We start from the raw sequence: 24555 nt of genomic DNA on the forward strand, positions 1-24555 counted from the left end.
CGCCCGGTGTCCCCGCTTCGTGTCGCTACACCTCCGCCAGCACCCCCCTGCACATCCTCAGCAGCCGCTCGTCCTTCGGGATGTCATGGCTGCCGTAGCCGCCCGGGCGGGCGGTGTGGCGGCGCGGGGACGTGAGCTCCTTCTCCAGCAGGTTCCACAGGGGCATGCCCGCCGCGCCCATCTCGGACAGGCACTCGGCGATCTTGACGCGGGTGCGGCGGTTCTCGGCCCAGGCGGCGCGGAACACCGGCAGGACGGGTTCCGCCTCGCCGCCGATGCGCCACAGGGCGCAGGCCGCCGACGTCCGCTCCCCGACCTGGTCGGAGGCGGCCATCCGGCGCAGGCCCGCCAACGCGGCGCGGGCAGCGGGCCCGAGGCGGGCGAGTTCCTCGGCGGCCTGACGGCGCACCGCCCGGTCACCGGCCAACTCCCCGAGCAGGACGGGCAGTACGGCGGCGGCATCGCCCTCCACCGACCACAGGGCACCGGCCGCCGCGGCCGCGTACCGCGTGCCGAGCAGCAGCTCCCGCAGGACCGGCACGGCCGCCCGCGCGGCGGGCCCGAACGCGTCCACGGTCCGGAGGGCCTGGCCCACGAGGGTGTCCCCGGGGCCGGGACGGCCGGGCGCGGCGCGCAGGAGGCGCAGTACCTCCGGCAGGGACTCGGAGTCGGCGAGGGCCCTGAGCGCCGACAGCAGGGGAACGGCACGGTCGGCCGTCTGCGGTGAGCCGAGGGGCACCTGGCCGAGTCTGCGCCGCAGCGCGGGCGCGAGAGGCGCCGCGGCCGGCCCCAGATGGACGATCACGCGTCCCAGGTCGTCGGGCACGACGGGCCCCGCCAGCACCCCGGCCAGAGCCGGCACCGCCCGTGGATCCCCGCTCCTGGCCAGGGCCTTGAGGGGACCGCCCAGCGTCGGTGCCCCCCGCTCCCACCGGTGCACCCGCAGCCCGGGGCGCGCGGCCAGCAGCGCGTGCAGGTCGTCCGCGGCCGGCGCGGCCAGTTCGAACAGCTCGGACAGGACGGAGACCGCGGCCTCCCGTAACTGGTCCTGTTCGGCGCGTAATTGGGCGCCGATCAGCGCGACCGGCTGCCGGTGGTCGCCGCGCCACTCCCGGAACAGCCCGGCCGACATCCATACGGCATTGCACCGGTCGATCGGGTCCGGGCTGGTCAACTGCCCGGTGAGCAGGGCGCTCCGGTCCGCGACCCGGCCGCCCAGCGCGGTGTGCACGGTGCGCAGCAGGTGCGAGCCCTCCTCGTCCGAGGGCCGCAGCCGCCGTATCCGCCCGACCAGTGTGTCCTCGGCGGGCCGGTCCGGTCCGCCGGACCGGTGCTCGGACCGCTCCCTGAGCAGCCGGACGACGGTCGCGACGAGCTCGGCCGGGACACGGTCGGGCGCGCCGAGCGCGAGCTGCCCGATCGCCGCGAGCCGGAGTCCGGGATCGTACGGCGCAGCGGTCTGCGCGGACAGCAGATCCACGGCCCTGGCCGAGTGCGCGGGATGGCGCCGCACGAACAGGCCCAAGCCCTCGGTCAGGGCGAGCAGCACCCGGTCGTCCCGCTCGACCGTGATCCGCTGCCGCAACAGCCCGAGCACACGGGCCGGTTCGTCCAGGAACCGCACCAGTGCCGCGGGCGCCGCACGCCGCACCCCGGGGTCCCGGTCCCCGGCCAGCTCGACGAAGGTATCCGCGCCCGCGCGCACCGCGGCGTGCGCGCGGACACTGCCTCCGCCGACGCTCTCCTCACCGATGCTGACCAGGAGCTCGACTATGCCGCCCCGTTCGGGCACCTCCTCGCGGGCCAGCAGCCGGAAAAGAAACGGAACGCAGGCCAGCGTGGAGTCGTACACGTTCCCCTGGTGGTGCACCGAGCCGTACATCCCGTCGAGCGCGACGCCGCGCTCCGCAGGGTCCGCGGAGGCGAGTCCCCGCAGCAGTCCGGGCACGTCCCGCGCACTGCCGTGGGCATGCCGCAGCGAAGCCCAGTCGACCTCGTCGATCCCCGTGAACACGTTGTCCTCCCCAGGCGAGTGCCACCTGATCGCGAGTGTGCACCACGGCACTGACAACGAAGCGGAATCGAGCGGCGACTGTGTGCGATCCGTCGGCTGTCACCGGCCACGCACCGTGTGACCGGACGGAGGGGTCAGTTCCCGCCGGGCAGCGCCCGCTCCAGGACCGCGTCGAGACCGGCCGTGCCGGGCAGGGTGCCGAAGGCGTACCCCCAGTCGCCGCCCAGCCGGGAGGCGCAGAAGGCGTCGGCGACCGCGGACGGAGCGTGCCGGACCAGGAGGGAGGCCTGGAGCGCCAGGGCCATCCGCTCCACGAGCCGGCGGGCGCCCAGCTGATCGGTTTCGGCCAATCCGTCCTTCAGGGCGGTGACAGCCGCGTCGAGCCGGGCGTCCGCCCCCCGCGCCAGGGCGAGTTCGGCGAACAGGGCCTCCGCGGCGCCGGGCTCCCGGGCCAGCGCCCGCAGCACGTCGAGCGCGTTGACGTTGCCCGAGCCCTCCCAGATCGACAGCAGCGGCGCCTCCCGGTAGTGGCGCGGCATGCCCGAGTCCTCCACGTAGCCGTTGCCGCCCAGGCATTCCAGGGCCTCCGCGGTGAAGGCCGGTCCCCGCTTGGTCACCCAGTACTTGCCGACGGCGGTCGCGATGCGCCGGAAGGCCTGTTCCCCTGCGTCCCCGCGCACCGCGCGGTCGGCGGCCCCGGCCAGCCGCAGGGTGAGCGTCGTGGCGGCCTCGGACTCCAGCGCGAGATCGGCCAGGACGTTGCGCATCAGCGGCTGGTCGATCAGGCGCGCGCCGAACGCGCTGCGGTGACGCGCATGGTGGCCCGCCTCGACGAGCGTCTTGCGCATCAGCGCCGCCGACATCATCACGCAGTCCAGCCGGGTGCAGTTGACCATCTCGATGATCGTCTTCACGCCCCGGCCCTCGGGCCCGACCAGCCAGGCCACGGTCCCGTCGAACTCGGGCTCGGAGGAGGCGTTGGAGCGGTTGCCCAGCTTGTCCTTCAGCCGCTGGATGCGGAAGGTGTTGCGGCTGCCGTCGGGCAGGACGCGCGGCACCAGGAAGCAGGACAGGCCGCCCGGAGCCTGCGCCAGCACCAGGAAGACGTCGCACATCGGGGCCGACGTGAACCACTTGTGCCCCCGCAGCGTGTACACGCCGGGTTCGGCGGTGGGCGTGGCCGCGGTGGTGTTCGTACGGACGTCGGAGCCGCCCTGCTTCTCGGTCATGCCCATTCCGGCCAGCAGGCCGCGCTTCTCGGTGGGCACCCGCAGCCCGGGCTCGTACTCCCGGCTCGTCAGCAGCGGTTCGTAGACCTTGGCGAGCTCCGGCTGGGTGCGCAGGGCGGGGACGGCCGCGTACGTCATCGACGTGGGACAGCCGTGCCCGGCCTCGGTGTGCCCCCACACCAACCCGCCGGCGCTGCGCACGACATGGGCGCCGGGGCGGTCGTCCGCCCAGGGCGAGCCCGCCAGGCCCTCGGCGACCGCGGCCCGCATGAGGTGGTGCCAGCTGGGGTGGAACTCGACCTCGTCGATCCGGTGTCCGTAGCGGTCGTGCGTGCGCAGCACCGGTTCGTTCCGGTTGGCCTGCTCGGACCACTCCTGCGCCTCGGCGCTCCCGGCGCGCAGTCCGAGCCGCCTGATCCCCTCCTCGGCCCAGCCGGCGCCCTCCCGGCGCAGCCCTTCCAGCAGGGCCGCGTCCTCGGAGGCGTCGTAGGGGGCCAGGGGAGAGGCCTGGTTGATGACGTCGTGGGTGGCGTGCTGCGGCTGGGGCGGCAGCGGCGCGGGTATCGAGACCATGGCGCCATGTTGCATCTTCCGTGCGGTCGTAGCAATGATGCAACAAGAAGGCGCACGTACAGTACGTGACCATGCGGATGAACGTGTCAGTGCCGTCCGGCGAGGTCGACCTGCGGCCGCTGTCCGCGCGGTCGGTCGTGCTGAGCCTGCTGCTGGGCGCGCACCCGCCCGAGCTCCCGGTCAAGGACCTGGTCCGGCTGGTGGAGCCCTTCGGGGTCGGCGGCTCCACGCTGCGGGCCGCGCTCAGCCGGATGGTGGCCGCCGGTGACCTGCGGCGCACGGACGCCGTCTACGGGCTCAGCGACCGGCTGCTGGCCCGCCAGCGCCGCCAGGACGACGCGGTGCACCCCCGCACGCGCGCGTGGAGCGGCGACTGGGAGATGGTCGTCATCACGGCGACCGGCCGGGGCCCCGCCGAACGCGCCGATCTGCGCGCCCGGTTGACCGCCCTGCGCCTGGCCGAACTCCGTGAGGGCGTCTGGCTGCGCCCCGCCAACCTCGGCCGGCCCCTTCCGGCCGACCTGGAGGGCGTGACCCAGACCTACACCGCCCGCCCCGACCTCCCCCCGGAGGAGCTGCTCGGCCGGCTGTGGCCGCTCGACACCTGGGCCGCCACCGCCCGTTCCCTGCTCGCGCACATCGCCGAGGCCCACCGCCCGGCCGACCGTCTCACCGCCTTCGCCGCGGTCGTACGCCATCTGCTCACCGACCCCGTACTGCCCCCCGAACTCCTCCCGCCCGACTGGCCGGGCCGGACGCTGCGGGCCGCGTACGCGGACTACCAGCGCGAGATCACCGGGTCGGTGTGGAGGCAGGAAACCGACGCATAGCGTGTCCGTCTGCCCGGTGGGACGGTGCCGCGCTGCCAGTGCCTGTGTGGCAGTCGCTGTCGGCGTCGTGCGGAGCTGCGGTCCCCTCCGCTCGGTCGTCTCCCGCTCGGTGACCGTCCAGTCGGCCAGCAGGTGGAGCGCCTCGTAGCGGAGGGTGAGGTCGCCGACCACGGGGTGGCGGAACTCCGTGCTGCTGGTGGCCAGGTCCGGCCGCCGACCGCCCGCTCGAAGACGCCCGTGTACCGGGCCCGACCCAGCGCGTTGGCCCCGAGGGTGTCGAGGTGCCCGTTCTGCACGATCGCCGGGGCGGTGACCATGGCGTCCATCAGCGACTGCACACCCGGGGGACCTGCCCGCCGGCCGGACGCCGCAGGCCCGGCGACGTCCCCACGCTCGATCTGGACGTAGTACTCGGGACTCACCCCGGCCGGCAGCGCGACCTCCTCACGGCGCAGCCCGGCGACGCGACGACGCCGGCAGGCCCACTTGGTCGGGGGTGATCTTCGCTCGGCGGGTCATCAGGAAGTCCCTGATGTCCTGGGCGATCTCCATGACGCCAGGCTAGGCTCGGTCCCGCCGCCGACGCAGGGGCTGCTGGTACCCCCCATCGGCAGCGTCTCCCACACCCGTGCCAAACCCCCCAGTGCGGAGGGTGTCGCCGCACCGACCGGTCGAGTGCACCACGACGACACCAGGGAGCGACCGATGGAAGCCATCACCTTCCCCAACGGCCCGATCACCATGGCCGGCCACCTCCACCTCCCGCCGGACCTCGATCCCGGGCGCGGCCACGCCGCGATCGTCACCGTCCATCCGGGCGGCGGCGTCAAGGAGCAGACGGCCGGCCTCTACGCGAGCAAACTGGCCGAACAGGGCTTCGTCACGCTCGCCTACGACGCCTCCCACCAGGGCGAGAGCGGCGGCGAGCCGCACTTCCTCGAAGACCCGGCGGCCCGGGTCGAGGACGTCCGCGCCGCCGTCGATCACCTCCAGACGCTCGGCCACGTCGACCCCGAACGCATCGGTGTCCTCGGCATCTGCGCCGGTGGCGGCTACGCCGTCAATGCCACGATGACCGACCACCGCATCAAGGCGGTCGCCACGGTCAGTTGCCTCGACATCGGCACCGGCTACCGCCAGGGCTGGTACGGCACCGACCCCGCCTCCGCCGCGGTCCCGGCCCTGGAGGCCGCCGCCCGGCAACGCACCGCCGAGACCCAGGGCGCCGAGCCCGCCCACCTCCCCTACGTCCCGTGGGAGCCGGACGAGGACACCCCGCGCGATCTCGTGGAGGCGCACGACTACTACCTCACGCCTCGCGCCCAGCACCCCAACGCGCAGAACAAGAAGCTCTTCGCCAGGAGCCTGTCCAAGATCTTCGCGTTCGACGCGTTCCACCTGGTCGAGGACCTGCTCACCCAGCCGATCCTCATGGTGGCCGGCAGCGAGGCGGGCTCGCTGTGGCACTCCACCGGGCTGCACGCACGGGTACGCGGTCCGAAGCGGCTCGTGGTCGTCGACGGCGGCACCCACATGGACTTCTACGACGTCCCCAAGTACGTCGACCGCGCCGTCGAGGAGGCGACCCCCTTCTTCACCGACCACCTCGCCGCCGGGAGCACCCCTCAGGCCTGAGGGCCGCCGCCCGCGACCGGACGACGGCCCCTGCTGCGGACACACCTGTCAGGACCGGTGGTACTGCTCCGGCACCCGCACCGCGCCCCCGAGCTGCCGCGCCGCGTGCCGGGCCCACGACGGGTTGCGCAGCAGCTCCCGGCCCAGCAGCACCGCGTCGGCCTCGCCGTTGGCCACGATCTTGGCCGCCTGCTCGGCCTCGGTGATCAGGCCGACGGCGGCGAGCGGCATGCGCGTCTCGGCCTTCACCCGGGCGGCGAAGGGTACTTGGTAGCCGGGGCCGGTCGGGATGCGGACACCCGAGGCGTTGCCGCCGGTGGAGACGTCGAGCAGATCGACGCCGTGGGCGTGCAGCTCGCCGGCGAAGCGGACCGTGTCGTCGGGGGTCCAGCCGCCGTCCTCCAGCCAGTCGGTCGCGGAGATCCGGAAGAACAGCGGCTTGTCGTCCGGCCACACCTCCCTTACGGCGTCGACGACTTCGAGGGCGAAGCGGGTGCGGTTCTCGTACGAGCCGCCGTAGGCGTCGGTGCGGTGGTTGGAGTGCGGGGAGAGGAACTCGTTGATCAGATAGCCGTGGGCGCCGTGGATCTCGGCGATCTCGAAACCGGCGTCGAGCGATCGCCGGGCGGCGGCCGCGAACTGGCCGACGATCTCCTGGATCTGGCCTACCGTCAGTTCGTCGGGCTCGGGGTGCCGATCGTCGAACGCGACCGGGCTCGGCGCCAGCGACCGCCAGCCGTACGCGTCCGGACCGAGCGGCGCGCCGCCCTTCCAAGGCTGGTCCGTGGCCGCCTTGCGGCCGGCGTGTGCCAGCTGGATCGCGGGCACCGTGCCCTGCGCGGACAAAAAGCGCGTGATCCGGCGGAACGCCTCGACCTGGGTGTCGTTCCAGATTCCCAGGTCGTACGGCGAGATCCGGCCCTCGGGCGAGACGGCGCTGGCCTCGACGACGATCAGGCCGGTGCCGCCCGCGCGTGCCGCGTAGTGGGCGAAGTGCCAGTCCTGCGGGACACCCGCGAGCGGACCTTCCGGAGCGGCCGAGTACTGGCACATCGGGGGCATCCAGACCCGGTTCGGGATGGTCACTTCACGCAGGGTGTAGGGCTCGAAGAGCGCACTCACGGCCGACTCCATTCATCACGGGACCGGTGATCACTCGTACGATAGTCATCGTAGTATGGCGTGTGTCAAACTACGAGAGGTCTCGTACCATGGAGGTCCGGGACGAACGGGGTCAGGACGAGTCCAGGACGCAAAGGAGCCCGCCGTGACCAGCACCGCCGCGACCAGTCGCGACCTTCCGCACCCCGTGCGCGACGAGATCCGCCTGGAGGCCGTGCTGCACGCGCTCTCCGAGCCGCTGCGGCTGCAGATCGTGCGCGAACTCTGTGCCGAGGCCGACGAACTCGCCTGCTCGTACTTCGACCTGCCGGTCACCAAGTCCACGACCACGCACCACTTCCGGGTGCTGCGCGAGAGCGGGGTCATCCGGCAGGTCTACCGGGGCACGGCCAAGATGAACGCCGTGCGCCGGGACGATCTGGACGAGCTGTTCCCGGGACTACTGGACAGCCTCCTCGCCGCCGCCGACCGGCAGGCCGCCCGACTCGGCGCGGGTGGCTGAACCGGCCTTCGCCGGACGGCGGTTGAACAGCAGGTTCAGGACGATCGCCGTCAGGGCGCCCGCGCTGATGCCGCTGTTCATCACCGTCTGGAACCAGTCAGGAAACTTCGCGTAGACCGTGGGCACGCCCACCGGCAGCATGCCGACGCCCACCGGCACGGCCACCACCGTCAGGTTGTGATTGCCCGTGAAGTCGACCCGGGCCAGCGTCCGCAGCCCGCTCGCCGCGACCGTCCCGAACATCACCAGGCCCGCGCCGCCGAGGACCGGCGCCGGGATCGCCGCGACCACCGCGCCCAGCTTGGGCAGCAGGCCCAGCAGCACCAGGATGCCGCCGGCCGCCGCCACCACCCAGCGGCTGCGCACCCGGGTCATGCCGACCAGGCCCACGTTCTGCGCGTACGCCGTGTACGGGAAGGTGTTGAAGACACCGCCGAGGATCGTGGACAGGCCGTCGGCGCGCAGCCCGTCGGCCAGCGACCGCGGCTCGACCTTCCGCCCGGTCAGCTCGCCCACCGCGATCAGGTCACCGGTCGTCTCGGTCATCGTCACCAGGGCCACCACCAGCATGGAGACGATCGCGGACGCCTCGAACGTCGGCTCCCCGAAGTGGAACGGCGTGCTGATCCCCACCCAGTCGGCGTCCCCGACGCCGCCGAAGTCCGTGAAACCGAAGGGGACGGCCGCCGCCAGCCCCACCGCGATGCCACTGAGCACCGCCACCCGGCTCAGGAAAGGCGGCGCGAACCGCTGCACGCCGATCACCACGGCGAGCACGAAGGCCGCGAGCGCCAGGTTCTTCGGCTCGCCGAAGTCCTTCGCGCCGAGGCCGCCCGCGGCCCAGTTGCCCGCGACCGGCAGCAGCGACAGGCCGATGATCAGGATCACCGTGCCGGTGACCAGCGGCGGGAAGAAGCGCAGCAGTCTGCCGAAGACCGGAGCGAACAGCATGATCGCGAGTCCCGCGACGATCACGGAACCGTAGATCGCGGGCAGTCCGCCGCCCGTCGTGCCGATCAGCACCATCGGCGACACGGCGGCGAACGTACAGCCCTGCATGATGGGCAGCCGCACGCCGAACCGCCAGAAGCCGACGCACTGGATGAGGGTCGCGATACCGCACACCAGCAGATCGGCGGTGATCAGATACGCCAGGTCGGCGGGGGACAGCTTCAGCGCGTCGCCCACGATCAGCGGAACCGCGACGGCGCCCGCGTACATCGCGAGGACGTGCTGCAGGCCGAAGGCGGTCAACTGCCGTACGGGCGGGACCTCGTCGACGGGATGTACGGGTGCGGTCGAAGCCATGGGCGCCGCTACGAGGGCGACGAGGACGTCGAGGGCTCCGCGGGCCGGGTCGCCTGCGGAGGCGGCGCGGTGTGCGAGGGCGGTGTGAGCGCCGTGCCTGCCGCCGTCAGCAGTGAGTCCCAGTCGGCCAGTTTGACCGTGCTCCGCCCGAGCCGGGCCCCGAGTTCCGCCTCGGCCCGCTCGATGGCCTGCCAGCCCGCCCACTCGACCGGCTCGATCCCCTCGGCCCGGAGCGCCGCGACGGGATCCGACGGCACGTCCTTCGTGACGAGGACGGGCGCGTCCGCCAGCAGGGACAGCGCCGTCTCCTTGGCGCACGGACGGTTGGTGCCGATGACGCCCGTCGGGCCCCGCTTGATCCACCCGGCCACGTACTCGCCCGGTGAGGCGACGGGGCCGCGCATGACACGCCCCTCGGTATGGGGCACGGTCCCGCTCGCGGCGTCGAACGGCAGCCCCTCCAGCGGCACCCCGCGATACCCCACCGAGCGCAGCACCAACTGCGCCCGCACCTCCTCGAACTGCCCGGTTCCGGTCACGCCGCCCTGCCCGTCCGGCACCGTCCGCTCGAAGCGCACCGCGCCCACCCGTCCGTCGTCGGCCAGGAGTTCGACCGGGCGCAGGAAGAAGCGCAGCCGGATCCGGCGTGCCGCGTCCCCGGGCGGCCGCTCGGCCCAGCCGCGCAGCACCTCCACGTTGCGCCGCTGCGCGGCGGGCAGCCCGGAGGGATCGGCGTAGGCCGGGTCCAGCGCCAACTCCGCGGGATCCACCACGACCTCGGTGTCGGGCAGACTGCCCAGCTCGCGCAGCTCCTTCGTGGTGAAACGCGCCTGCGAGGGGCCGCGCCGGCCCACCATGTGGACCTCGGACACGTGGCTGGCCGCCAGCGTGGTCAGCGCCCCCTGCGGCATGTCGGTCGGGCTCAGCTCCGCCGTGCCGCGCGCCAGGATCCGCGAGACGTCCACCGCGACATTGCCGACGCCGATGACCACGGCCGACCGGGCGCCCCGTACGAAACCGGCATCGGCGGAGTCCGGATGCGCGCTGTACCAGGACACGAACTCGGTCGCCGACCAGCTGCCCGGCAGATTCTCGCCGGGAATGCCGAGGTGCCGGTCGGTGGCGGCGCCCACGCAGTACACGACCGCGTGGTACAGCTCCCGCAGTCGCTCGACCGGCAGCCCGCCGGGGCCGCCGATCCGGACGCCGCCGAGGAAGCGCACCCGCTCGTGCTCCAGCACCGTCCGCAGGTTGCCCTGCAGCGACTTGATCTTCTCGTGGTCGGGGGCCACTCCGTACCGCACCAGGCCGTACGGGCACGGCAGCCGGTCCAGGACGTCCACGAGCACGTCGGGATCCTGCTGGACGAGAGTCTGGGCGGTGTAGCACCCGCTCGGCCCGGATCCGACAACGGCGACACGCAGCACGGCGGGACTCCTTCCCCGGAGACCGGAGGAGATCGCTGGTGGCTCCAGCATCGCACCGCTGGGGCTCGGCTGACAGGGTGCAGGCGGGTGACGGGGACGTGTGTCCGTTCTCATCGAGTGTGATCATGAGGTTACGTTGCGTGTGTGCTCGAAGCATCCTTTCTTGGTCTTTCCGACCGCCACGCGGAGGACGGCACGGTGTCCGTGTGGCCCGCGTGGGAGGTGCGGGAGCACGAGGGTGCCACGTCCTGGTTCCACGTGCGGCTGGCCTTCGACGACGGGGCCCAGGTCGACGCGCTGGCCGTGTTGTGCGGGGAACAGGTGTCCATCGAGGACGTCAGGGCCGAGCCCGCGCTCTCCCTGGACGACCTGACGGCGCTCGCCGACTGGATCGAGGGCCCGCTGTTCGAGGCGTGCGCAAGAGCGGATGCCGCCTGCGCGACCGGCGAGGGTGGCGAAGCCGCGGAGTTCCTCGCGTCGAGCCGCGCTCGCCCGGCCTGGCCGCGCGGCGTCGAGGGGCGCCGGCGCGTCGCGCTGGAGTACCGCGCCGCCCAGGAGGCCGGCGTCGACCCGGTCCTCGCGGTGATGTGCGCGACCGGGCACAGCCGCCGCAGGTCGCTCCGGCTGATCGCGCAGGCCCGTGACGCAGGCTTCCTGACCCCGCGTCACGCCCGGCCCTGAGCCGCCGCACGGCTTGCCGGGTCCGGGCTACTCCGGCCGGTCGTCCGTCGCGAAGAACCGGGACAGGTCCGTCTCGCACGTCCCGGCGGACGGCTCGGTCCCGGGCGGCATGCCGAGCTCCCAGTCGAGCCCGTACCGCTTGAACAGCTCGGCCCGCAGCACCGGGACCGGCATCGGCACACCCGGCACCAGCGCCGCGAACACGGCCCCCATGAGCAGGGCGCGCAGCATCGGGTAGTCGCCCGCGACGTCCCGCGAGCCGCACCGGCCGACGGTGTCGCTCAGCAGCTCCGACAGGCGCCGCTGCTCCGGGCACTGCACGAAACCCTCGGCCTGCAGGAGCCCGGCCATGTGCTGCCGCATCAGTACGGGCCGGTCGCGGGCCAGGCCCAGGATCGCGTCGATCGCCCGGGCCAGCCGTTCCCGGCCGTCCTCGGTGCGCGGCTCGCGCTCCAGCGCCTCCTCCAGCGTGCGGTGCATCAGCCGGTGCACGGCGGACTGCACCAGCTGGCGCTTGCCGGGAAAGTAGTACGACACCAGTCCGCGGGCCGAACCCGCTCGATCCGCGATATTGCCCAAGGTCGTGGCCTCGAACCCGTGCTCCCCGACCAGTTCGACCGCGGCTTGCAGCAGCCGCTCCCGGGAACGGCGGCGCAACTCTTCATTGACCGAGGCGCTGCGCGGGGACATGCTGTAACTCCTGCGTTGACTGGCTGCCAGCCAACTATACTCAACGCGCCAGGCCCGGCTCTTCGTGCGGGCCCGCTCAGGGCTGCCGTCCGTCTGGGGCGACACGGGGGATCGTCTCAGACGGGCGGCCACTTCTGTCTCACGTCGGCCGCCACGTCCCTGCAGTGGGAGGACGGGGCCGGGCCGAGGAGGCGCGCGGACATGGAACAGGAACAGCGGATGCTGGCCGGAATCACCGAGATGGTCGAGGACGAGCGCAGTCTGCGCGCCGCGCTCGGCTCAGGTGAGATCGACGACGCGACGGAGCAGCACCGGCTCGGCGAGCTGGAGCGTGAACTCGACCGGTGCTGGGACCTGCTGCGCCGGCGCCGCGCGAAGGAGGAGTTCGGGGAGAACCCGGACGACGCCCGGGTGCGCCCCTCGTCCCAGGTCGAGGGACACCGGGGCTGAACCGCCGGCGCGCTCAGCCCACCAGGTCCAGCACCGGCAGCAGCGCGTCCGGCCGCTCGGTCACCGGCAGATGGTCGACGAAGTGCACCCGGCAGCCCAGCGCCACCGCACCGCCGTCGGCCGGCCGGCTGTCGCCGACCATCAGCACGTCCCGCGGATCGGCGTCGAGCGCCGCGCAGGCGGCCGCGAACAGCCGCGGGTCCGGCTTCTGGATGCCGTGCTCGTACGACAGGACGTACGTCTCCACATAGGTGTCGAGGCCGTGCTCGCGGAAGATCGGGCGCAGGTCCCACCCGATGTTGCTGACCACGGCGACGCCGATCCCGCGCTCGCGCAGCGTCCGCAGCACCTCGGTGGCATCGGGGTACGGGGACCACGCGGCGGGGGTCATGTGCCGGTCGTACAGCGCGTCGTGCAGCCCGGGGTGGGGCAGCGGCACCCGACGGGACAGGCCCGTGTAGGCCGCCCGGTGCAGTTCGGCGCTCTGGTCGCGGACCGCCCACGCCTCGGTCAGCTCCGCCGGCACCTCGACCGGGAGCGCCCCGCCCGGCAGCGCGCCTGCCGCGTCCAACGCCCGCGCCGCCTCGGCCAGTTCCGGCTCCGGGAGGGTGAGGGCGGCGTCCGTGAGCGCGGCGCGCAGCCAGGACTCGGTGGACTCGGCGCGGAAGAGGGTTCCGGAGAAGTCGAAGAGCACGGCAGTCATGCACTGGACTGTACCGGCGCGGTTGTACACCGCGGGGTCCGGCTAGCCGAGGGCCCGGAGTCCCGGTACGAGGGCGATCAGGACCGGGATCACCGGGACCAGCGCGGCCGCCGCCGTCAGGCGCAGGCGGTGCAGGGCTGTGAGGCGGTCCGGGGGAGTGAGGAGCCGGTGCACGCGCTGCGGGACGTGCGCGTGCGGGGTGGGGCAGGGGCCGAACACGCCCCGGTCCTCGTTGAGTTCCACCAGTGCGAGCGCGGTCGTCAGCCGGCCGAAGCGGCGGGAGGCCATGTCGTCGGCGGCCAACTCCACCAGCCGGTGCATCTCGGCGCGGAACGCGGCGAACACCGGCACCTGCGGGAACCCGCCCGCCAGCGCCGCCGAGCAGTGCAGCAGCCAGTCGTGCCGGGCCTGCGCGTGCCCCTGCTCATGCGCGAGGAGGGCGTCCAGCTGCCGTCCCTTCAGACGGCGCAACGCGGCCGTGGTGATGACGAGTTGCGGTGTCGCGCCGGGCAGCCACCAGGCGTCCGGCCGCTCGCCCTCCAGCACCACGAGCGGCCCGCACACCGGCTCCTCGCCCGGCAACAGCGGCGCCCGCACGAGGAGTTCGGACCGCCGGTGACGCCGACGCGACCGCGCCCGTACGACCTCACGGACCAGCATCGCCGCGCTCCACAGCCCGCCGCAGGCGAGCGCCACCGCCGTCGTCGCCGCCCACGGACCGGTCGCGCCGAGGGCGTACGCGTCCACGACCGCGCGCGGAGCCGGGCCGAACACATGCCCGCGCACCGCCTGCCAGGCCGCCGCCGCGCTGAGCGTCATCGACAGCGCGCAGCACAGCAGCACGGCCGCCACCACGCACTGCCACACCCACAGCGCGACCACCGGTTCACGGTCCGGCCAGTCGGCCCGGGCGAGCAGCCGGGGAGCGGCGACGGCGGTCAGGGCGCCGAGCAGCAGCAGTGCCGCGGGGACCATCATGGTCAGCACCCTATGATCGGCGCCCCGTCCCGGGGTACGGTCCGCCGCGGCAAAGTGACGCAGGCAACGCCGGTCGTCCGGTGGATGCGAGCGCCGGGGTCACAGGGCCAGCAGCATCGCCACCATGCCGATGCCCATCGACAGCCGGCACGCCCGCGCGAGTTCGGGGCGGTCCCCCCAGCCGAGCACGCCACCGGTCACGCCCTTGGTCACCGCGGGGACGAGGCGGACGCCCGACAGCAGCACGTAGCCGGTGAAGTACAGCAGCAGGGCGCCTGTCACCAGGGGGATTCCGGCGCCGCCGGACGCGTGGTGTGCGGCGGCGGGTGTCGTCGCCATCACGACCGCCATGTAGACCATCGCCGCCGTGCCCACCAGGTGGTGCAGATGGTGCCGACTGCCGCGCGCGGCCCACAGGGCGCGCAGCCCGGCCGCCCCGAACACCGCCGCGTACAGCGGCCACGTCCACGACGGCGGTGTGATCACGGCCGTGGGCACGGCCATCGCGGCCATGCCGAAGCCCATCAGCGCCTCGCCGCCCGCGGCGCGCCGCTGCTCCTCGACCCTGCTGCGCATGCGCAGCAGACAGTAGGCGCCGGTCGCCGCGCACAGCGCGACCAGCAGCCAGCCGGGCGAAGCCGGTCCGTGCACGCGTGCCTCCCCGCTCCCGCTCGCCGTCCCGTCGTAGGTGAGATGCCCGGGACACGCGGCGCGCACGCGAGCGCAAGGGAGTACACGGGGAGCATGCGGTGGAGCACAGCAGGTGAGGAGCCTGGCACTCGTCCCTTCGGAGAAATACTTTACAGGTAAAGCACATGCTGAATTGATGGGTGTGAGCCGTGCGAACTCGCCTCCTCGGCCCGCACGTTGTGGCGCCGGCCGGCCATGCTCACCCCGATCGCCGCCCGCACCGCCCTCGGCTGCGCGCTCGCCGGATACGCCTCCCTCGCGCTCGGCGTCGGCCGCCCCTACTGGGCCCTGGTCACCGCGGCCTCCCTCTACCAAGCCAACGTCACCCTCACCTGGAGCCGGGGCGTCCAGCGCGTCGTCGGCAACCTCCTCGGCGTCCTCGCCTTCGCCGCCGTCGCCCCGCTCGCCCACCTCCAATCGGCGGCGCTCGTGCTGTGCTGCCTCGCCCTCAACTTCGGAGCCGAGGCGCTGATCGGCCGCAACTACTGGCTCGGCAGCGTCTGCGTCACCCCGATGGCGCTGCTCATCACCGAGTTCGCCCGCACTCAGGACCCCGCCGAGCCGGTCACCGAGCGGGTCGCCGACACTCTCCTCGGCGCCCTGGCCGGCTTCGTCGCGGCCGTGGCCGTCACCAACAGGCGGGCCGGCGACCGCGTCGAGCAGGCGCTGACCGCCGCCGAGCGAGCCCGGGAGCGCGCCGCCCGCCTGCTTGCCGAGCCGCGGCCCGCGCCCCGCGCTGGAGGCGGCCCGCCGCGCGCTCGCCGCCGCGCCGGCCGAACTGCGCGCCACGGCGGACGCCGCGTCCGGCGAGTGGTGGCAACGCGCACTGCCCCAGGAGCGGGTCGTGCTCGCCGAGCAGTCCGGACACCGTACGCTCGCCGCGACGGTACGACGCCAGGGACTGCACTTCCAGGCCGGTACGCGGGCGACGCAGACGACAGCGACAACGGAGGACGGACGGCCATGACGGCGAGCAACGGACGACCGGCGGCCGCACAGGACACGGCAGGACGTGACACCGTGGCCGCGGTCGTCCGGCAGTGGCAGGCCGTCCATCCCGAACTGGACACCGGACCCATGGAGGTCATCGGCCGCATCAACCGCTGCGCCGCCCTCCTGCAGCAGGCCGAGGACGCCCCGCTGCGCCGGGCCGGCCTGAGCCGCCCCGAGTTCGACCTGCTCGGGGCGCTGCGCCGCACCGGCCACGAACTCACCCCGAGCGAGCTGACCAGAGAGACCTACTCCTCTGGGGCCGCCGTCACCAAGCGCCTCAAGCTGCTGACCGAGCGCGGACTGGTCGAGCGCCGCGGCGACACCCGGGACCGTCGCGTCGCCCACGTCCGCCTCACCGACGCCGGCCGCGAGCTCGTCGACGACATCCTGCCCGAGCAACTCGCCTACGAGACCGCCGTGTTGTCCGTCCTCGCCCCCGAGGGCCGTGGCGAACTGGCGGGCCTGCTGGCCGACTTGCTCGGCCGTCTGGAGAGCCGGACGGCCGGGCTGCGGGGCTGAACGCGGCCGCGTGCACGGGCGAGCGCGGTCAGCCCTCGTCGCCCGCCCGGTGCACCCCGAAGGTCGCGCCCTGCGGATCGCGCAGCACCGCGATGCGCGGGCCGTCCGGCACCGTCGCGGGCTCCACGACGACCTGGCCGCCGGCCCCGACGGCCACCTGCGCCGTCGCGTCCACGTCCTCCACCGCGAAGTACGGCATCCAGTGCGGCGGCACCTGCGGCGGGAACCGGTCGCCCATGTCCGCCATCCCGCCGAAGTCCTCGCCGCCGAGACCCCACTGCGTGTACCACTGAGAGGCGTTGACACTCCATCCGAAGACCGTCGTGTAGAAGTCCTTGGCCCGGTCGGTCTCCCGGGTCGCCAGCTCCACCCAGCCCAGCGAGCCCGGCGCGTTGAACAGCCCGGCCCCCGGGAAGGCCCGCGCCTGCCACAACTGGAACGCCGCGCCCGTCGGATCGACCGCCACCAGGAAGCGGCCCGCGTCGAACACGTCCATCGGCCCGAGGACGATCGTCCCGCCGGCCTCCTCGACCTTCCGCGCCGCCGCGTCCGCGTCCGGCACCGCGAACGACACGTTCCACGCGACCGGTTGGGACTCCTGGTACAGCGGGCTGAGCGCGGCGACCGCCGCGTCCCCGAGGCGCGCCATCGTGTAACCGCCCGCCTCTTCGCGCGGATCCGTCTCCGGACGCCAGCCGAACAGGTCCGTGTAGAACCGCTTGGCGCCCTCCAGATCACTGGTGCCCAGTTCGGCCCAGCAAGGTCCGCCGGGAACCGGCTTGTCGAACGTCATGGCACTCCCTCGGTCGGGCTCCGACCCTTCCACTTCACGCTAGTCCCACCCACTGACAGCGGCTATCGGGAAACCCCTCGCCCGGAACACCGCCATGGACGTACGCTCGCTCCCGTACCGCAACGCATGGCGGCCCTCCCCGAACGGTTTCCGACCGGAGGTCACGCATGCCCGAGGTACGCCCCTTCCACCGCGACGACCGCGATCAGCTGACCGACCTGGTCAACGCCCATGTCGCCGCCGTCGTCCCCGGTGTCTCCGTCTCCGTGAACACGGTGCTCACCAGCCTGGAGAGGCAGCCGGACGAGATCGTCACCGACCCCTGGGTGAGCGAGCGCGGCACGCTCGTCGCCGTGGAGCACGGGCACGTGGTCGCCGCGGCCCATCTGCTGCGCTACGGCGCCGACGCCGAGGTCGGCGCCTCCTACCGGGACACGGGCGAGGTGGGGTGGTTCGTGTGGCATCCGCCGGCCTCCTTCCGGCCCGACACCGAGCGGGCCGCCGACCTGCTGATGGCCGCCTGCCTGGCCCGGCTCGCCCGCTGGGACGTCCGGGTCCGCGGGGCCTCCGGCGATGTGCCCGCCCCCGCCGTCTACGGCCTGCCCCGCCCCTGGCCGCACGTCCGGGCCGTCTTCGAACGCGCCGGGTTCCGGCACACCGGGGACACCGAGGTGATCCTCGTCGCGCGGGTGGCCGACCTGCCCCGGCCACCGGCGCGGCCCGGTGCCACGGTCGAGCGGACGGTGGGGGAGTGCGGCACCCGCTTCACCGCGTACGAGGAGGGTCGCGCTCAAGGCTTCGTCGAGGTCGACACGTCCCTGACCCGTCCCGAGCGCCTGGCCCGGAGCACGGGACTGGCCGACATCGGGAACCTCCGCATCGACCCGGGGCGCCGCGGAGAGGGGGTGGCACACCGGCTCCTGGCCGACGCGGCCGACTGGCTCCGGCTGTGCGGGGTGGACCGCCTCCTGGCGTACGAGGGAGCGGACGACCGCGCCTCGATCGACCGTCTGCTCGCCGCGGGCTTCACCGAGCTCACGCGCACGGACCGGGGCTGGGAGCACCGCCCTTGACGACGCTCCTGATCCGAACGAAAGACCCTAGATCCCCGGCCGGTACCGCAGCGGGTGGTCCGCCGGGATCTCCACCAGAACGATCCGCGTCCCGTCCGGATCGGCGATCCACATCTCGACCAGACCCCAGGGCTCCTCGACCGGAGGCCGCAGGATCTCCACGCCCTTCGCCAGCAGTTCCTCGTGGGCGGCGGTCACGTCCGCGACCTGGAGCCACAGTCGGACGTCGGGTGAGGAAGGGGTGTCCGAGCGGCCGGAGAGCTCCAGGAAGCCGCCGCCGAGGAAGTAGACGGTGCCGCGCTCCGGGCCCGTACCGAACTCGCGGTAGACGGCGAGGCCGAGTCGGTCGCCGTAGAAGACACGGGAGCGTTCGGGGTCGCTCGGCCGCAGAAGTGTCCGGCTGCTGAGTACGTGCACCATGCACCCGGAGCCTAGTGGCAGGGTTACTCTCGTCCCTGCCGTGCCGCGCCACAGAATCGGAGACCCATCCCCATGGACACCGCCGCCACCGGAGAGATTTTCCGTGACGCCACCGACGCCGACGTGGACGCGCTCGTCGCGCTGATCGAGTCGGCGTACCGGGGCGACTCCAGCCGGGTCGGATGGACCACGGAGGCGGACATCCTGGAGGGCCAGCGGACCGACCCGGAGGGCGTGCTCCAGGTCATCAAGTCGCCCGACAGCAAGCTGCTGACGGTGGAGCGGGAGGGCCGGATCGTCGCCTGCTGCCAGCTAGAACACCGTGGTGAGCACGCCTACTTCGGCATGTTCGCGGTCAGCCCCGTGCTGCAGGGCGCGGGCCTGGGCAAGGTGGTGATCGCACAGGCCGAGCGGCTGGCCCGCGCGAGCTGGGGCGTCACCGAGATGCACATGACGGTGATCTCCGTACGCGACGACCTGATCGCCTGGTACGAGCGCCGCGGCTACCGCCGTACGGGACGGATGACGCCCTTCCCGTACGGCGACGAGCGCTTCGGCATTCCGCAGCGCACCGACCTGCAGTTCGAGCTGCTGGTCAAGGAACTGGCCTGACCGTCGCCCCTGTCCGGTAGCCCTTGTCCGGTCGGCACGCCGTGGAGCCGCCGGTCTTCACGCCGTGAAGCGGCCGGTGCGCTTGATCTCCGGGTAGTCCGTCGTCGCGCCGTCCAGTTCCAGGGCCCGGACGAGCCGCAGGTGGTCCTGCGTGTTCACCACCCAGCCGATGATCCTCAGGTCCGCCTTGCGGGCGTGCTCCACGACCTCCAGGGTGATCCGGCGGATGTTCAGGCACAGGGTCGTGGCCCCCACCGCCGTGGCGCGGTCCACGACGTCGGTGCCGTAGCGGCTGGCGACGAGCGCGGTGCGCACGCCGGGCACCAGGCGGGCGATCTCGGCGATCGCCTCGTCGTGGAACGAGGACACCTCCACCCGCGAGACCAGATCCCGGGCGAGCATCACCTCGGCCAGCGCCCGGGCCGCCGCCACGTCCTTGATCTCGGCCTGCAGCGGCGCCTGCACGGCGTCCAGGACCTCCTCGAAGACCGGCACGCGCTCACCCCGGCCCGCGTCCAGGGCGCGCAGTTCGGCGAGGGTCTTCTCGGCGATCGGGCCGGCGCCGTCGGTCGTGCGGTCCACCTCCGCGTCGTGCATGACGACGAGCGCGCCGTCCTTGCTCAGATGGAGATCCAGTTCGATGAGGTCGAGGCCGGCCTGCTGGGCGGCGACGAAGGAACGGAGGGTGTTCTCGGGCTCGACGCCCATGACTCCGCGGTGACCGATGGTAAGGAAGTTCAAGATTCAACTCGCTTCCGTCGACGGCGGCTCGGCGTCCGCGCGGAGCGGACGGACCACGTCCGCGCGGCAGAGTCGCAGCCTAATCGCCTGGTCTGCGGTTGAACCCGTGCGTACACACGGGATTGGGGTGAAGGTCGCGGGGTAGCCGCCCCGAGCGCGCTCGACGATCACCCTGGCGTGGGCGAGTCTCCCGGAGATTGACCGGCTGGATCCGTACGGTCCCCCGCGCTCCGCCCCGGCGCCTCGACCGGCGCTGGTGTCACGGTGGAAGTGAGCGCCGTCACGGTGTCTCACAGGAAAAAGAGCGGTGACCATGGGGGGCGGCAGAATAATTTTCGGATCAGTCTCTTGCTGGAAGAATGGCCGTATGCGTACAGTCCTACCGCTAGCTTCTCGCGTGGAGGATGGGTCATGACGGAAATTCTTGTGCAGGTGGGTCCGGAGGGACAGGTTCCTCCCGTCAGCAGGGTGATCGAGCACCCCGCATGGCCCGTGCTCAAGGATGTGGTGGAGCAGATCCGGCCATGGCAGTCCAAGGACGGTTCGATCGACTTCGAGGCCGAGGGCGCCCCGGACCGGGCCGACGCCGAGCTGGCGGTGCGCCGGGTCGTCGACGCCGTCGAGGAGCTCTCCCCGCTGCTCCCGCACGACGCCGACTACCACGAGGCCCTCGTCAAGGACCTCCGTCGCTGGGCCGACGGCGGCTTCGAGGTGCCCGACTTCCTCGACTCGCTGCTGGCCTTCCAGCCTGCCGGGGGCCGCGCGGACGGTCTCCAGCACCTGGTCGTCTTCCCCATGTACACGCAGAACGGCAACCCGGACCGCAACCTGGAGGCGGTCGTCCTGCGCATGGTCTGGCCCGAGTGGCTGGCCGAGCTGGAGCGCACCCGGTACGACAACCCGCTGTTCTGCGGCATCAAGTTCGAGGACTTCACGGCGGGCTACGACACCAACTCCGCCGTCCTCTTCCCCGAGACCATAGCCGTGCGTGAGGCGCCGGAACGTTTCACCTGGGGTGGCATCTTCTGCGACCGCGAGGCCGCCCGTTTCCGCCGTGTCACCGACGCCGCCGTGGACATCCTGGGCCTGGAGCTGCCCGAGGACATCGCCGCGATGGTCCACGACCAGAAGCGCTGCGAAGAGGCCTTCGTGCTGTGGGACATGGTCCACGACCGCACCCACAGCCACGGCGACCTGCCGTTCGACCCGTTCATGATCAAGCAGCGCCAGCCGTTCTGGATGTACGGCCTGGAAGAGCTGCGCTGCGACCTCACCGCCTTCAAGGAGGCCGTGAAGCTGCAGGCCGACGGCGTCCCGCAGGCCCGCGACGTGCAGTACGCGGTGCTCTTCGACCGCATGTTCCGCTTCCCGCTCACCGGCGACCGCAACCGCAACTACGACGGCCTCGGCGGTCAGCTGCTCTTCGCCTACCTGCACAAGCACGACGTCGTCCGCTGGATCGACAACAAGCTCACCATCGACTGGGAGCGTGCCCCGCAGGTCACCAACCAGCTGTGCGGCGAGATCGAGAAGCTGTACCGGGACGGCATCGACCGCCCGAAGCTGGTGCACTGGTTCGCCGGCTACGAGCTGGTCTCGACCTACCTCGCCCCGCACCCGGGCTCCAAGTGGGCCAAGGGTCCCGACGCCCTGGACCTCACCCTGCCGCCGCGCAAGCTCGTGGATGACGTGCTTCCGGACGAGTTTCCGCTGAGCATGTTCTTTGAGGCACTGTCCAAGAAGCTGAAGAATGTGATCGCCTCGACCAAGGGCATCACGGCGGACAGCGCCGAGCAGGTCGCCGCGTGAGCGACCGCACCGAGAACGTCGCTCAGCAGGAGGCGAAGATGGGGAACGGGAACGGGCCACTGAGCGGAAAGGTGATCGCGGTGGCCGGCGCGGGCGGACCCGCCGGCCGGGCGGCGCTGCTGCGGCTGGCCGAGGCGGGGGCGACCGTCGTCGGCGCCGACAACGACCCGGAGCGCCTCTCGGAGGCCGTGGACGCGGCCCGCTACGCGTCCGGCGGCGCCACGGTCATCGGGGACACGGTCGACCTGCTCGACCTGCAGTCCACCCGTGACTGGGCCGCCCACATCGAGGAGGACTTCGGCCGAGTCGACGGCCTGGTCCACCTCGTCGGCGGCTGGCGCGGCAGCGAGACCTTCACCAAGACCAGCCTCGACGACTGGGACTTCCTGGAGCTGCTGCTGGTCAAGACCGTGCAGCACACCTCCCTGGCCTTCCACGAGGCGCTCCAGCGCAGCGACCGGGGCCGGTACGTCCTGATCAGCGCGGCCGGCGCGAGCACGCCGACCGCGGGCAACGCGGCGTACTCCGCCGCCAAGGCCGCGGCCGAGGCGTGGACGCTGGCCATGGCGGACTTCTTCCGCAAGGCGGGGCTCTCCGAGGGCGCCGAGGGGCCCACGTCCGCGGCTACGATCCTGGTGGTGAAGGCGTTGGTGCACGACGCGATGCGCGCCGAGCGCCCCAACGCGAAGTTCGCGGGCTTCACGGACGTCAAGGACCTGGCCGAGGCCATCACCGAGGTCTGGGAGAAGCCCGCCGCCGAAGTGAACGGAAACCGTCTGTGGCTGACCGAGAAGCCGTGAACCCTCCCAGGACCGACGCGCGTCGCCATCACGACCCAGAGGTCCGCGGTTTCGCCAGTGACAACTACGCCGGGGTGCACCCCGAGGTGTTCGCCGCCCTGGCCCTGGCCAACGGCGGCCATCAGGTCGCCTACGGCGAGGACGACTACACGGAGAACCTCCAGCGGATCGCCCGCAGCCATTTCGGCTCCACGGCCGAGGCCTTCCCGGTCTTCAACGGCACCGGCGCCAACGTCGTCGCGCTCCAGGCGGTCACCGACCGCTGGGGCGCGGTGATCTGCGCCGAGAGCGCGCACATCAACGTCGACGAGGGCGGCGCCCCCGAGCGCATGGGCGGCCTCAAGCTGCTCACCGTGCCCACGCCCGACGGCAAGCTCACGCCGGAGCTCATCGACCGGCAGGCCTGGGGCTGGGAGGACGAGCACCGCGCGATGCCGCAGGTCGTCTCGATCACCCAGAGCACGGAGCTGGGCACGCTCTACACGCCGGACGAGATCCGCGCGATCTGCGAGCACGCCCACGCGCACGGCATGCGGGTGCACCTGGACGGCTCGCGGATAGCCAACGCGGCCGCGTCCCTGAACGTCCCGATGCGGACGTTCACCAACGCGGTCGGCGTCGACATCCTCTCGCTGGGCGGCACGAAGAACGGCGCCATGTTCGGCGAGGCGGTCGTGGTCATCAATCAGGACGCCGTGCGCCGGATGAAGCACGTGCGCAAGATGTCGATGCAGCTCGCGTCCAAGATGCGCTTCGTGTCGGTGCAGTTGGAGGCCCTGCTCGCCAAGGACCTGTGGCTGCGCAACGCCCGCCACGCCAACGAGATGGCCCAGCGCCTCGCGGAGGGCGTGCGGGCGGTGCACGGGGTGGAGATCCTCTACCCCGTGCAGGCCAACGGCGTCTTCGCCCAGCTTCCGCACGACGTGAGCGAGCGGCTGCAGAAGCGGTTCCGCTTCTACTTCTGGGACGAAGGCGCGGGCGTCGTGCGCTGGATGTGCTCCTTCGACACGACCGAGGACGACGTGGACTCGTTCGTGGCGGCGCTCAAGGAAGAGATGGCCCGCTAGGGACAGCGCGTACTGCATAGATATGCGGCCACCCGAAAAGTCATTGACCATCGGGTGGCCGCATTCCTATGCTCTGCGGGCATGCAGCCGATCCAGCACACGCCCGACCTGTCCGCCTATTTGGCCGCGGACGAAGCCGTTGACCACCACCATCCGGTGGTGCGCGAGACGGCTGCCCGGCTGGCCGAGGACGTCCCCGACTCGTATGCCTATGCGCGAGCCGCATTCGAGTTCGTGCGGGACACCATCCCGCACTCGGCGGACTCGGGCGACCTGCGGGTCACCTGGCGCGCCTCCGACGTCCTGACGCGGCGCACCGGCATCTGTTACGCCAAGGCGCACGCGCTGGCCGCGCTGCTGCGCGCCGAGGACATCCCCACCGCGCTCTGCTACCAGCGGCTGGCGCACGACGACGGCGCCGGTCACGCCGTGCACGCACTGGTCGCGGTCCGCTTCAACGGGGCCTGGCACCGGCAGGATCCACGTGGCAACAAGCCGGGCGTCGACGCGCACTTCTCCCTCGACGGCGAGCGGCTGGCCTGGGTACCCGACCCGAAGTCCGGCGAGGTGGACTACCCGGTCCTGTACCCCGCACCCCACCCGGCCGTGCTCGCCGCCCTCAAGGCCGCACCCGACCGGTCACACCTGTGGAAGACGCTTCCCACAGCACTTTGAGCCACGGCGGCCGACTCCGCGCCGCGCACCCCGCCCGACCGGAGATGGGCCGAGGTGGCCGACCTCCCTGCCGTGAGTAGCGGGGGAGCAGGGGAAGTTGGGGTGGGCGAAGGCGGCCGGCAGTTCGCGCCGCTCCGACTCGCCCCCACCACGGATTCCCTCGGCCGCGCTGACCACGAATTGGCGGCCCCGCCGTCACAGCGGGCGGTCGCCGCAAGGGA

The 24555-nt window shown here is 72.5% G+C and carries 25 protein-coding genes and 1 pseudogene; 13 read left to right on the top strand and 13 right to left on the bottom strand.

Features of this window, described 5'->3' with window-relative positions; all coding sequences use genetic code 11:
- Positions 1 to 25 precede the first annotated feature (25 nt).
- Both ACWGKT_RS16860 and ACWGKT_RS16865 read right to left on the bottom strand, forming a co-directional pair.
- Positions 26 to 2014: a HEAT repeat domain-containing protein gene (locus ACWGKT_RS16860; protein ID WP_453274230.1), complete on the bottom strand. Its 1989-nt coding sequence runs from the start codon at positions 2012 to 2014 to the stop codon at positions 26 to 28.
- A 134-nt stretch (positions 2015 to 2148) separates the two neighbouring features.
- Positions 2149 to 3816, bottom strand: a complete 1668-nt coding sequence (locus tag ACWGKT_RS16865) for an acyl-CoA dehydrogenase family protein (RefSeq protein ID WP_453274231.1) — start codon at positions 3814 to 3816, stop codon at positions 2149 to 2151.
- A 71-nt stretch (positions 3817 to 3887) separates the two neighbouring features.
- Here ACWGKT_RS16865 and ACWGKT_RS16870 point away from each other — a divergent pair, with 71 nt between their 5' ends.
- Positions 3888 to 4646 carry a PaaX family transcriptional regulator C-terminal domain-containing protein gene (locus ACWGKT_RS16870; protein ID WP_453274232.1) on the top strand — a complete coding sequence of 253 codons (759 nt, stop codon included), beginning with the start codon at positions 3888 to 3890 and terminating at the stop codon, positions 4644 to 4646.
- Here the strand turns inward: ACWGKT_RS16870 and ACWGKT_RS16875 are convergent.
- The gene (locus ACWGKT_RS16875) at positions 4595 to 4972 is read right to left on the bottom strand and encodes a hypothetical protein (protein ID WP_453274331.1); all 378 of its coding nucleotides are present in this window, start codon (positions 4970 to 4972) and stop codon (positions 4595 to 4597) included. The two genes, ACWGKT_RS16870 and ACWGKT_RS16875, sit on opposite strands and share 52 nt — an antisense overlap.
- 379 nt (positions 4973 to 5351) lie before the next feature.
- On the opposite strand from ACWGKT_RS16875, the gene ACWGKT_RS16880 reads away from it, so the two are divergent.
- Positions 5352 to 6281 (top strand): alpha/beta hydrolase, encoded by a 930-nt coding sequence (locus ACWGKT_RS16880; RefSeq protein WP_453274233.1) that lies wholly within the window; start codon positions 5352 to 5354, stop codon positions 6279 to 6281.
- A 48-nt stretch (positions 6282 to 6329) separates the two neighbouring features.
- Here the strand turns inward: ACWGKT_RS16880 and ACWGKT_RS16885 are convergent, their stop codons facing one another.
- Positions 6330 to 7403, bottom strand: a complete 1074-nt coding sequence (locus ACWGKT_RS16885; RefSeq protein WP_453274234.1) for an NADH:flavin oxidoreductase/NADH oxidase — start codon at positions 7401 to 7403, stop codon at positions 6330 to 6332.
- A gap of 145 nt (positions 7404 to 7548) precedes the next feature.
- Between ACWGKT_RS16885 and ACWGKT_RS16890 the strand changes: the two genes are divergently transcribed.
- Complete coding sequence (locus ACWGKT_RS16890) at positions 7549 to 7905, top strand: ArsR/SmtB family transcription factor (protein ID WP_235459627.1); 357 nt, start codon at positions 7549 to 7551, stop codon at positions 7903 to 7905.
- On the opposite strand, the gene ACWGKT_RS16895 is transcribed toward ACWGKT_RS16890, so the two are convergent.
- Positions 7843 to 9213, bottom strand: a complete 1371-nt coding sequence (locus tag ACWGKT_RS16895) for a nucleobase:cation symporter-2 family protein (protein ID WP_453274235.1) — start codon at positions 9211 to 9213, stop codon at positions 7843 to 7845. The genes ACWGKT_RS16890 and ACWGKT_RS16895 overlap by 63 nt on opposite strands.
- A gap of 8 nt (positions 9214 to 9221) precedes the next feature.
- Positions 9222 to 10640, bottom strand: a complete 1419-nt coding sequence (locus ACWGKT_RS16900) for an FAD-dependent oxidoreductase (RefSeq protein WP_453274236.1) — start codon at positions 10638 to 10640, stop codon at positions 9222 to 9224.
- 198 nt (positions 10641 to 10838) lie between these two features.
- Between ACWGKT_RS16900 and ACWGKT_RS16905 the strand changes: the two genes are divergently transcribed.
- Entirely contained in the window at positions 10839 to 11321 is a 483-nt protein-coding gene (locus ACWGKT_RS16905; RefSeq protein ID WP_453274332.1) for a DUF6214 family protein, read from the top strand.
- A gap of 27 nt (positions 11322 to 11348) precedes the next feature.
- Here ACWGKT_RS16905 and ACWGKT_RS16910 read toward each other — a convergent pair whose 3' ends face one another.
- On the bottom strand, positions 11349 to 12011 hold the full coding sequence (locus tag ACWGKT_RS16910) for a TetR/AcrR family transcriptional regulator (protein ID WP_453274237.1): 663 nt from the start codon (positions 12009 to 12011) through the stop codon (positions 11349 to 11351).
- Between the two features lie 201 nt (positions 12012 to 12212).
- Here ACWGKT_RS16910 and ACWGKT_RS16915 point away from each other — a divergent pair, with 201 nt between their 5' ends.
- Positions 12213 to 12461 (top strand): DUF2630 family protein, encoded by a 249-nt coding sequence (locus tag ACWGKT_RS16915; RefSeq protein ID WP_453274238.1) that lies wholly within the window; start codon positions 12213 to 12215, stop codon positions 12459 to 12461.
- Positions 12462 to 12474: 13 nt separating this feature from the next.
- Here the strand turns inward: ACWGKT_RS16915 and ACWGKT_RS16920 are convergent, their stop codons facing one another.
- The 3 genes from ACWGKT_RS16920 to ACWGKT_RS16930 form a co-directional block, all read right to left on the bottom strand.
- A complete protein-coding gene (locus ACWGKT_RS16920) occupies positions 12475 to 13164 on the bottom strand; it encodes an HAD family hydrolase (protein WP_453274239.1) in 690 nt (229 codons plus the stop codon).
- Positions 13165 to 13206: 42 nt separating this feature from the next.
- Positions 13207 to 14142, bottom strand: a complete 936-nt coding sequence (locus tag ACWGKT_RS16925; RefSeq protein ID WP_453274240.1) for a M56 family metallopeptidase — start codon at positions 14140 to 14142, stop codon at positions 13207 to 13209.
- Positions 14143 to 14241: 99 nt separating this feature from the next.
- Positions 14242 to 14793: a DUF5134 domain-containing protein gene (locus ACWGKT_RS16930; protein ID WP_356150188.1), complete on the bottom strand. Its 552-nt coding sequence runs from the start codon at positions 14791 to 14793 to the stop codon at positions 14242 to 14244.
- A 207-nt stretch (positions 14794 to 15000) separates the two neighbouring features.
- Here ACWGKT_RS16930 and ACWGKT_RS16935 point away from each other — a divergent pair.
- Both ACWGKT_RS16935 and ACWGKT_RS16940 read left to right on the top strand, forming a co-directional pair.
- Positions 15001 to 15799, top strand: a pseudogene (locus tag ACWGKT_RS16935) (FUSC family protein); the annotation flags it as partial.
- The gene (locus ACWGKT_RS16940; protein ID WP_356150190.1) at positions 15796 to 16344 is read left to right on the top strand and encodes a MarR family winged helix-turn-helix transcriptional regulator; all 549 of its coding nucleotides are present in this window, start codon (positions 15796 to 15798) and stop codon (positions 16342 to 16344) included. The pseudogene ACWGKT_RS16935 and the gene ACWGKT_RS16940, both read left to right, overlap by 4 nt.
- Before the next feature lie 28 nt (positions 16345 to 16372).
- Here the strand turns inward: ACWGKT_RS16940 and ACWGKT_RS16945 are convergent, their stop codons facing one another.
- The gene (locus tag ACWGKT_RS16945; RefSeq protein ID WP_453274241.1) at positions 16373 to 17137 is read right to left on the bottom strand and encodes a VOC family protein; all 765 of its coding nucleotides are present in this window, start codon (positions 17135 to 17137) and stop codon (positions 16373 to 16375) included.
- Positions 17138 to 17304: 167 nt separating this feature from the next.
- On the opposite strand from ACWGKT_RS16945, the gene ACWGKT_RS16950 reads away from it, so the two are divergent.
- Positions 17305 to 18210, top strand: coding sequence for a GNAT family N-acetyltransferase (locus ACWGKT_RS16950; RefSeq protein WP_453274242.1), 906 nt, complete (start codon positions 17305 to 17307; stop codon positions 18208 to 18210).
- Positions 18211 to 18237: 27 nt separating this feature from the next.
- On the opposite strand, the gene ACWGKT_RS16955 is transcribed toward ACWGKT_RS16950, so the two are convergent.
- Positions 18238 to 18630 (bottom strand): VOC family protein, encoded by a 393-nt coding sequence (locus ACWGKT_RS16955; protein ID WP_235459639.1) that lies wholly within the window; start codon positions 18628 to 18630, stop codon positions 18238 to 18240.
- A gap of 72 nt (positions 18631 to 18702) precedes the next feature.
- Between ACWGKT_RS16955 and ACWGKT_RS16960 the strand changes: the two genes are divergently transcribed.
- Complete coding sequence (locus tag ACWGKT_RS16960) at positions 18703 to 19242, top strand: GNAT family N-acetyltransferase (protein ID WP_356150196.1); 540 nt, start codon at positions 18703 to 18705, stop codon at positions 19240 to 19242.
- Positions 19243 to 19299: 57 nt separating this feature from the next.
- Here ACWGKT_RS16960 and ACWGKT_RS16965 read toward each other — a convergent pair whose 3' ends face one another.
- Positions 19300 to 19983, bottom strand: a complete 684-nt coding sequence (locus ACWGKT_RS16965; protein WP_356150198.1) for a glycerophosphodiester phosphodiesterase — start codon at positions 19981 to 19983, stop codon at positions 19300 to 19302.
- Between the two features lie 411 nt (positions 19984 to 20394).
- Here ACWGKT_RS16965 and ACWGKT_RS16970 point away from each other — a divergent pair, with 411 nt between their 5' ends.
- The 4 genes from ACWGKT_RS16970 (at position 20395) to ACWGKT_RS16985 (ending at position 24334) form a co-directional block, all read left to right on the top strand.
- A complete protein-coding gene (locus tag ACWGKT_RS16970; RefSeq protein ID WP_453274243.1) occupies positions 20395 to 21792 on the top strand; it encodes a DUF6421 family protein in 1398 nt (465 codons plus the stop codon).
- A 38-nt stretch (positions 21793 to 21830) separates the two neighbouring features.
- Positions 21831 to 22592: an SDR family oxidoreductase gene (locus ACWGKT_RS16975; protein WP_356150222.1), complete on the top strand. Its 762-nt coding sequence runs from the start codon at positions 21831 to 21833 to the stop codon at positions 22590 to 22592.
- Positions 22589 to 23659 carry a threonine aldolase family protein gene (locus ACWGKT_RS16980; RefSeq protein WP_356150202.1) on the top strand — a complete coding sequence of 357 codons (1071 nt, stop codon included), beginning with the start codon at positions 22589 to 22591 and terminating at the stop codon, positions 23657 to 23659. The genes ACWGKT_RS16975 and ACWGKT_RS16980 overlap by 4 nt, the downstream gene beginning before the upstream one ends.
- A gap of 81 nt (positions 23660 to 23740) precedes the next feature.
- Positions 23741 to 24334 carry a transglutaminase domain-containing protein gene (locus tag ACWGKT_RS16985; RefSeq protein ID WP_453274244.1) on the top strand — a complete coding sequence of 198 codons (594 nt, stop codon included), beginning with the start codon at positions 23741 to 23743 and terminating at the stop codon, positions 24332 to 24334.
- The last annotated feature ends 221 nt before the right edge of the window (positions 24335 to 24555 follow it).

It is taken from the genome of Streptomyces sp. NPDC054794, from assembly GCF_053611585.1.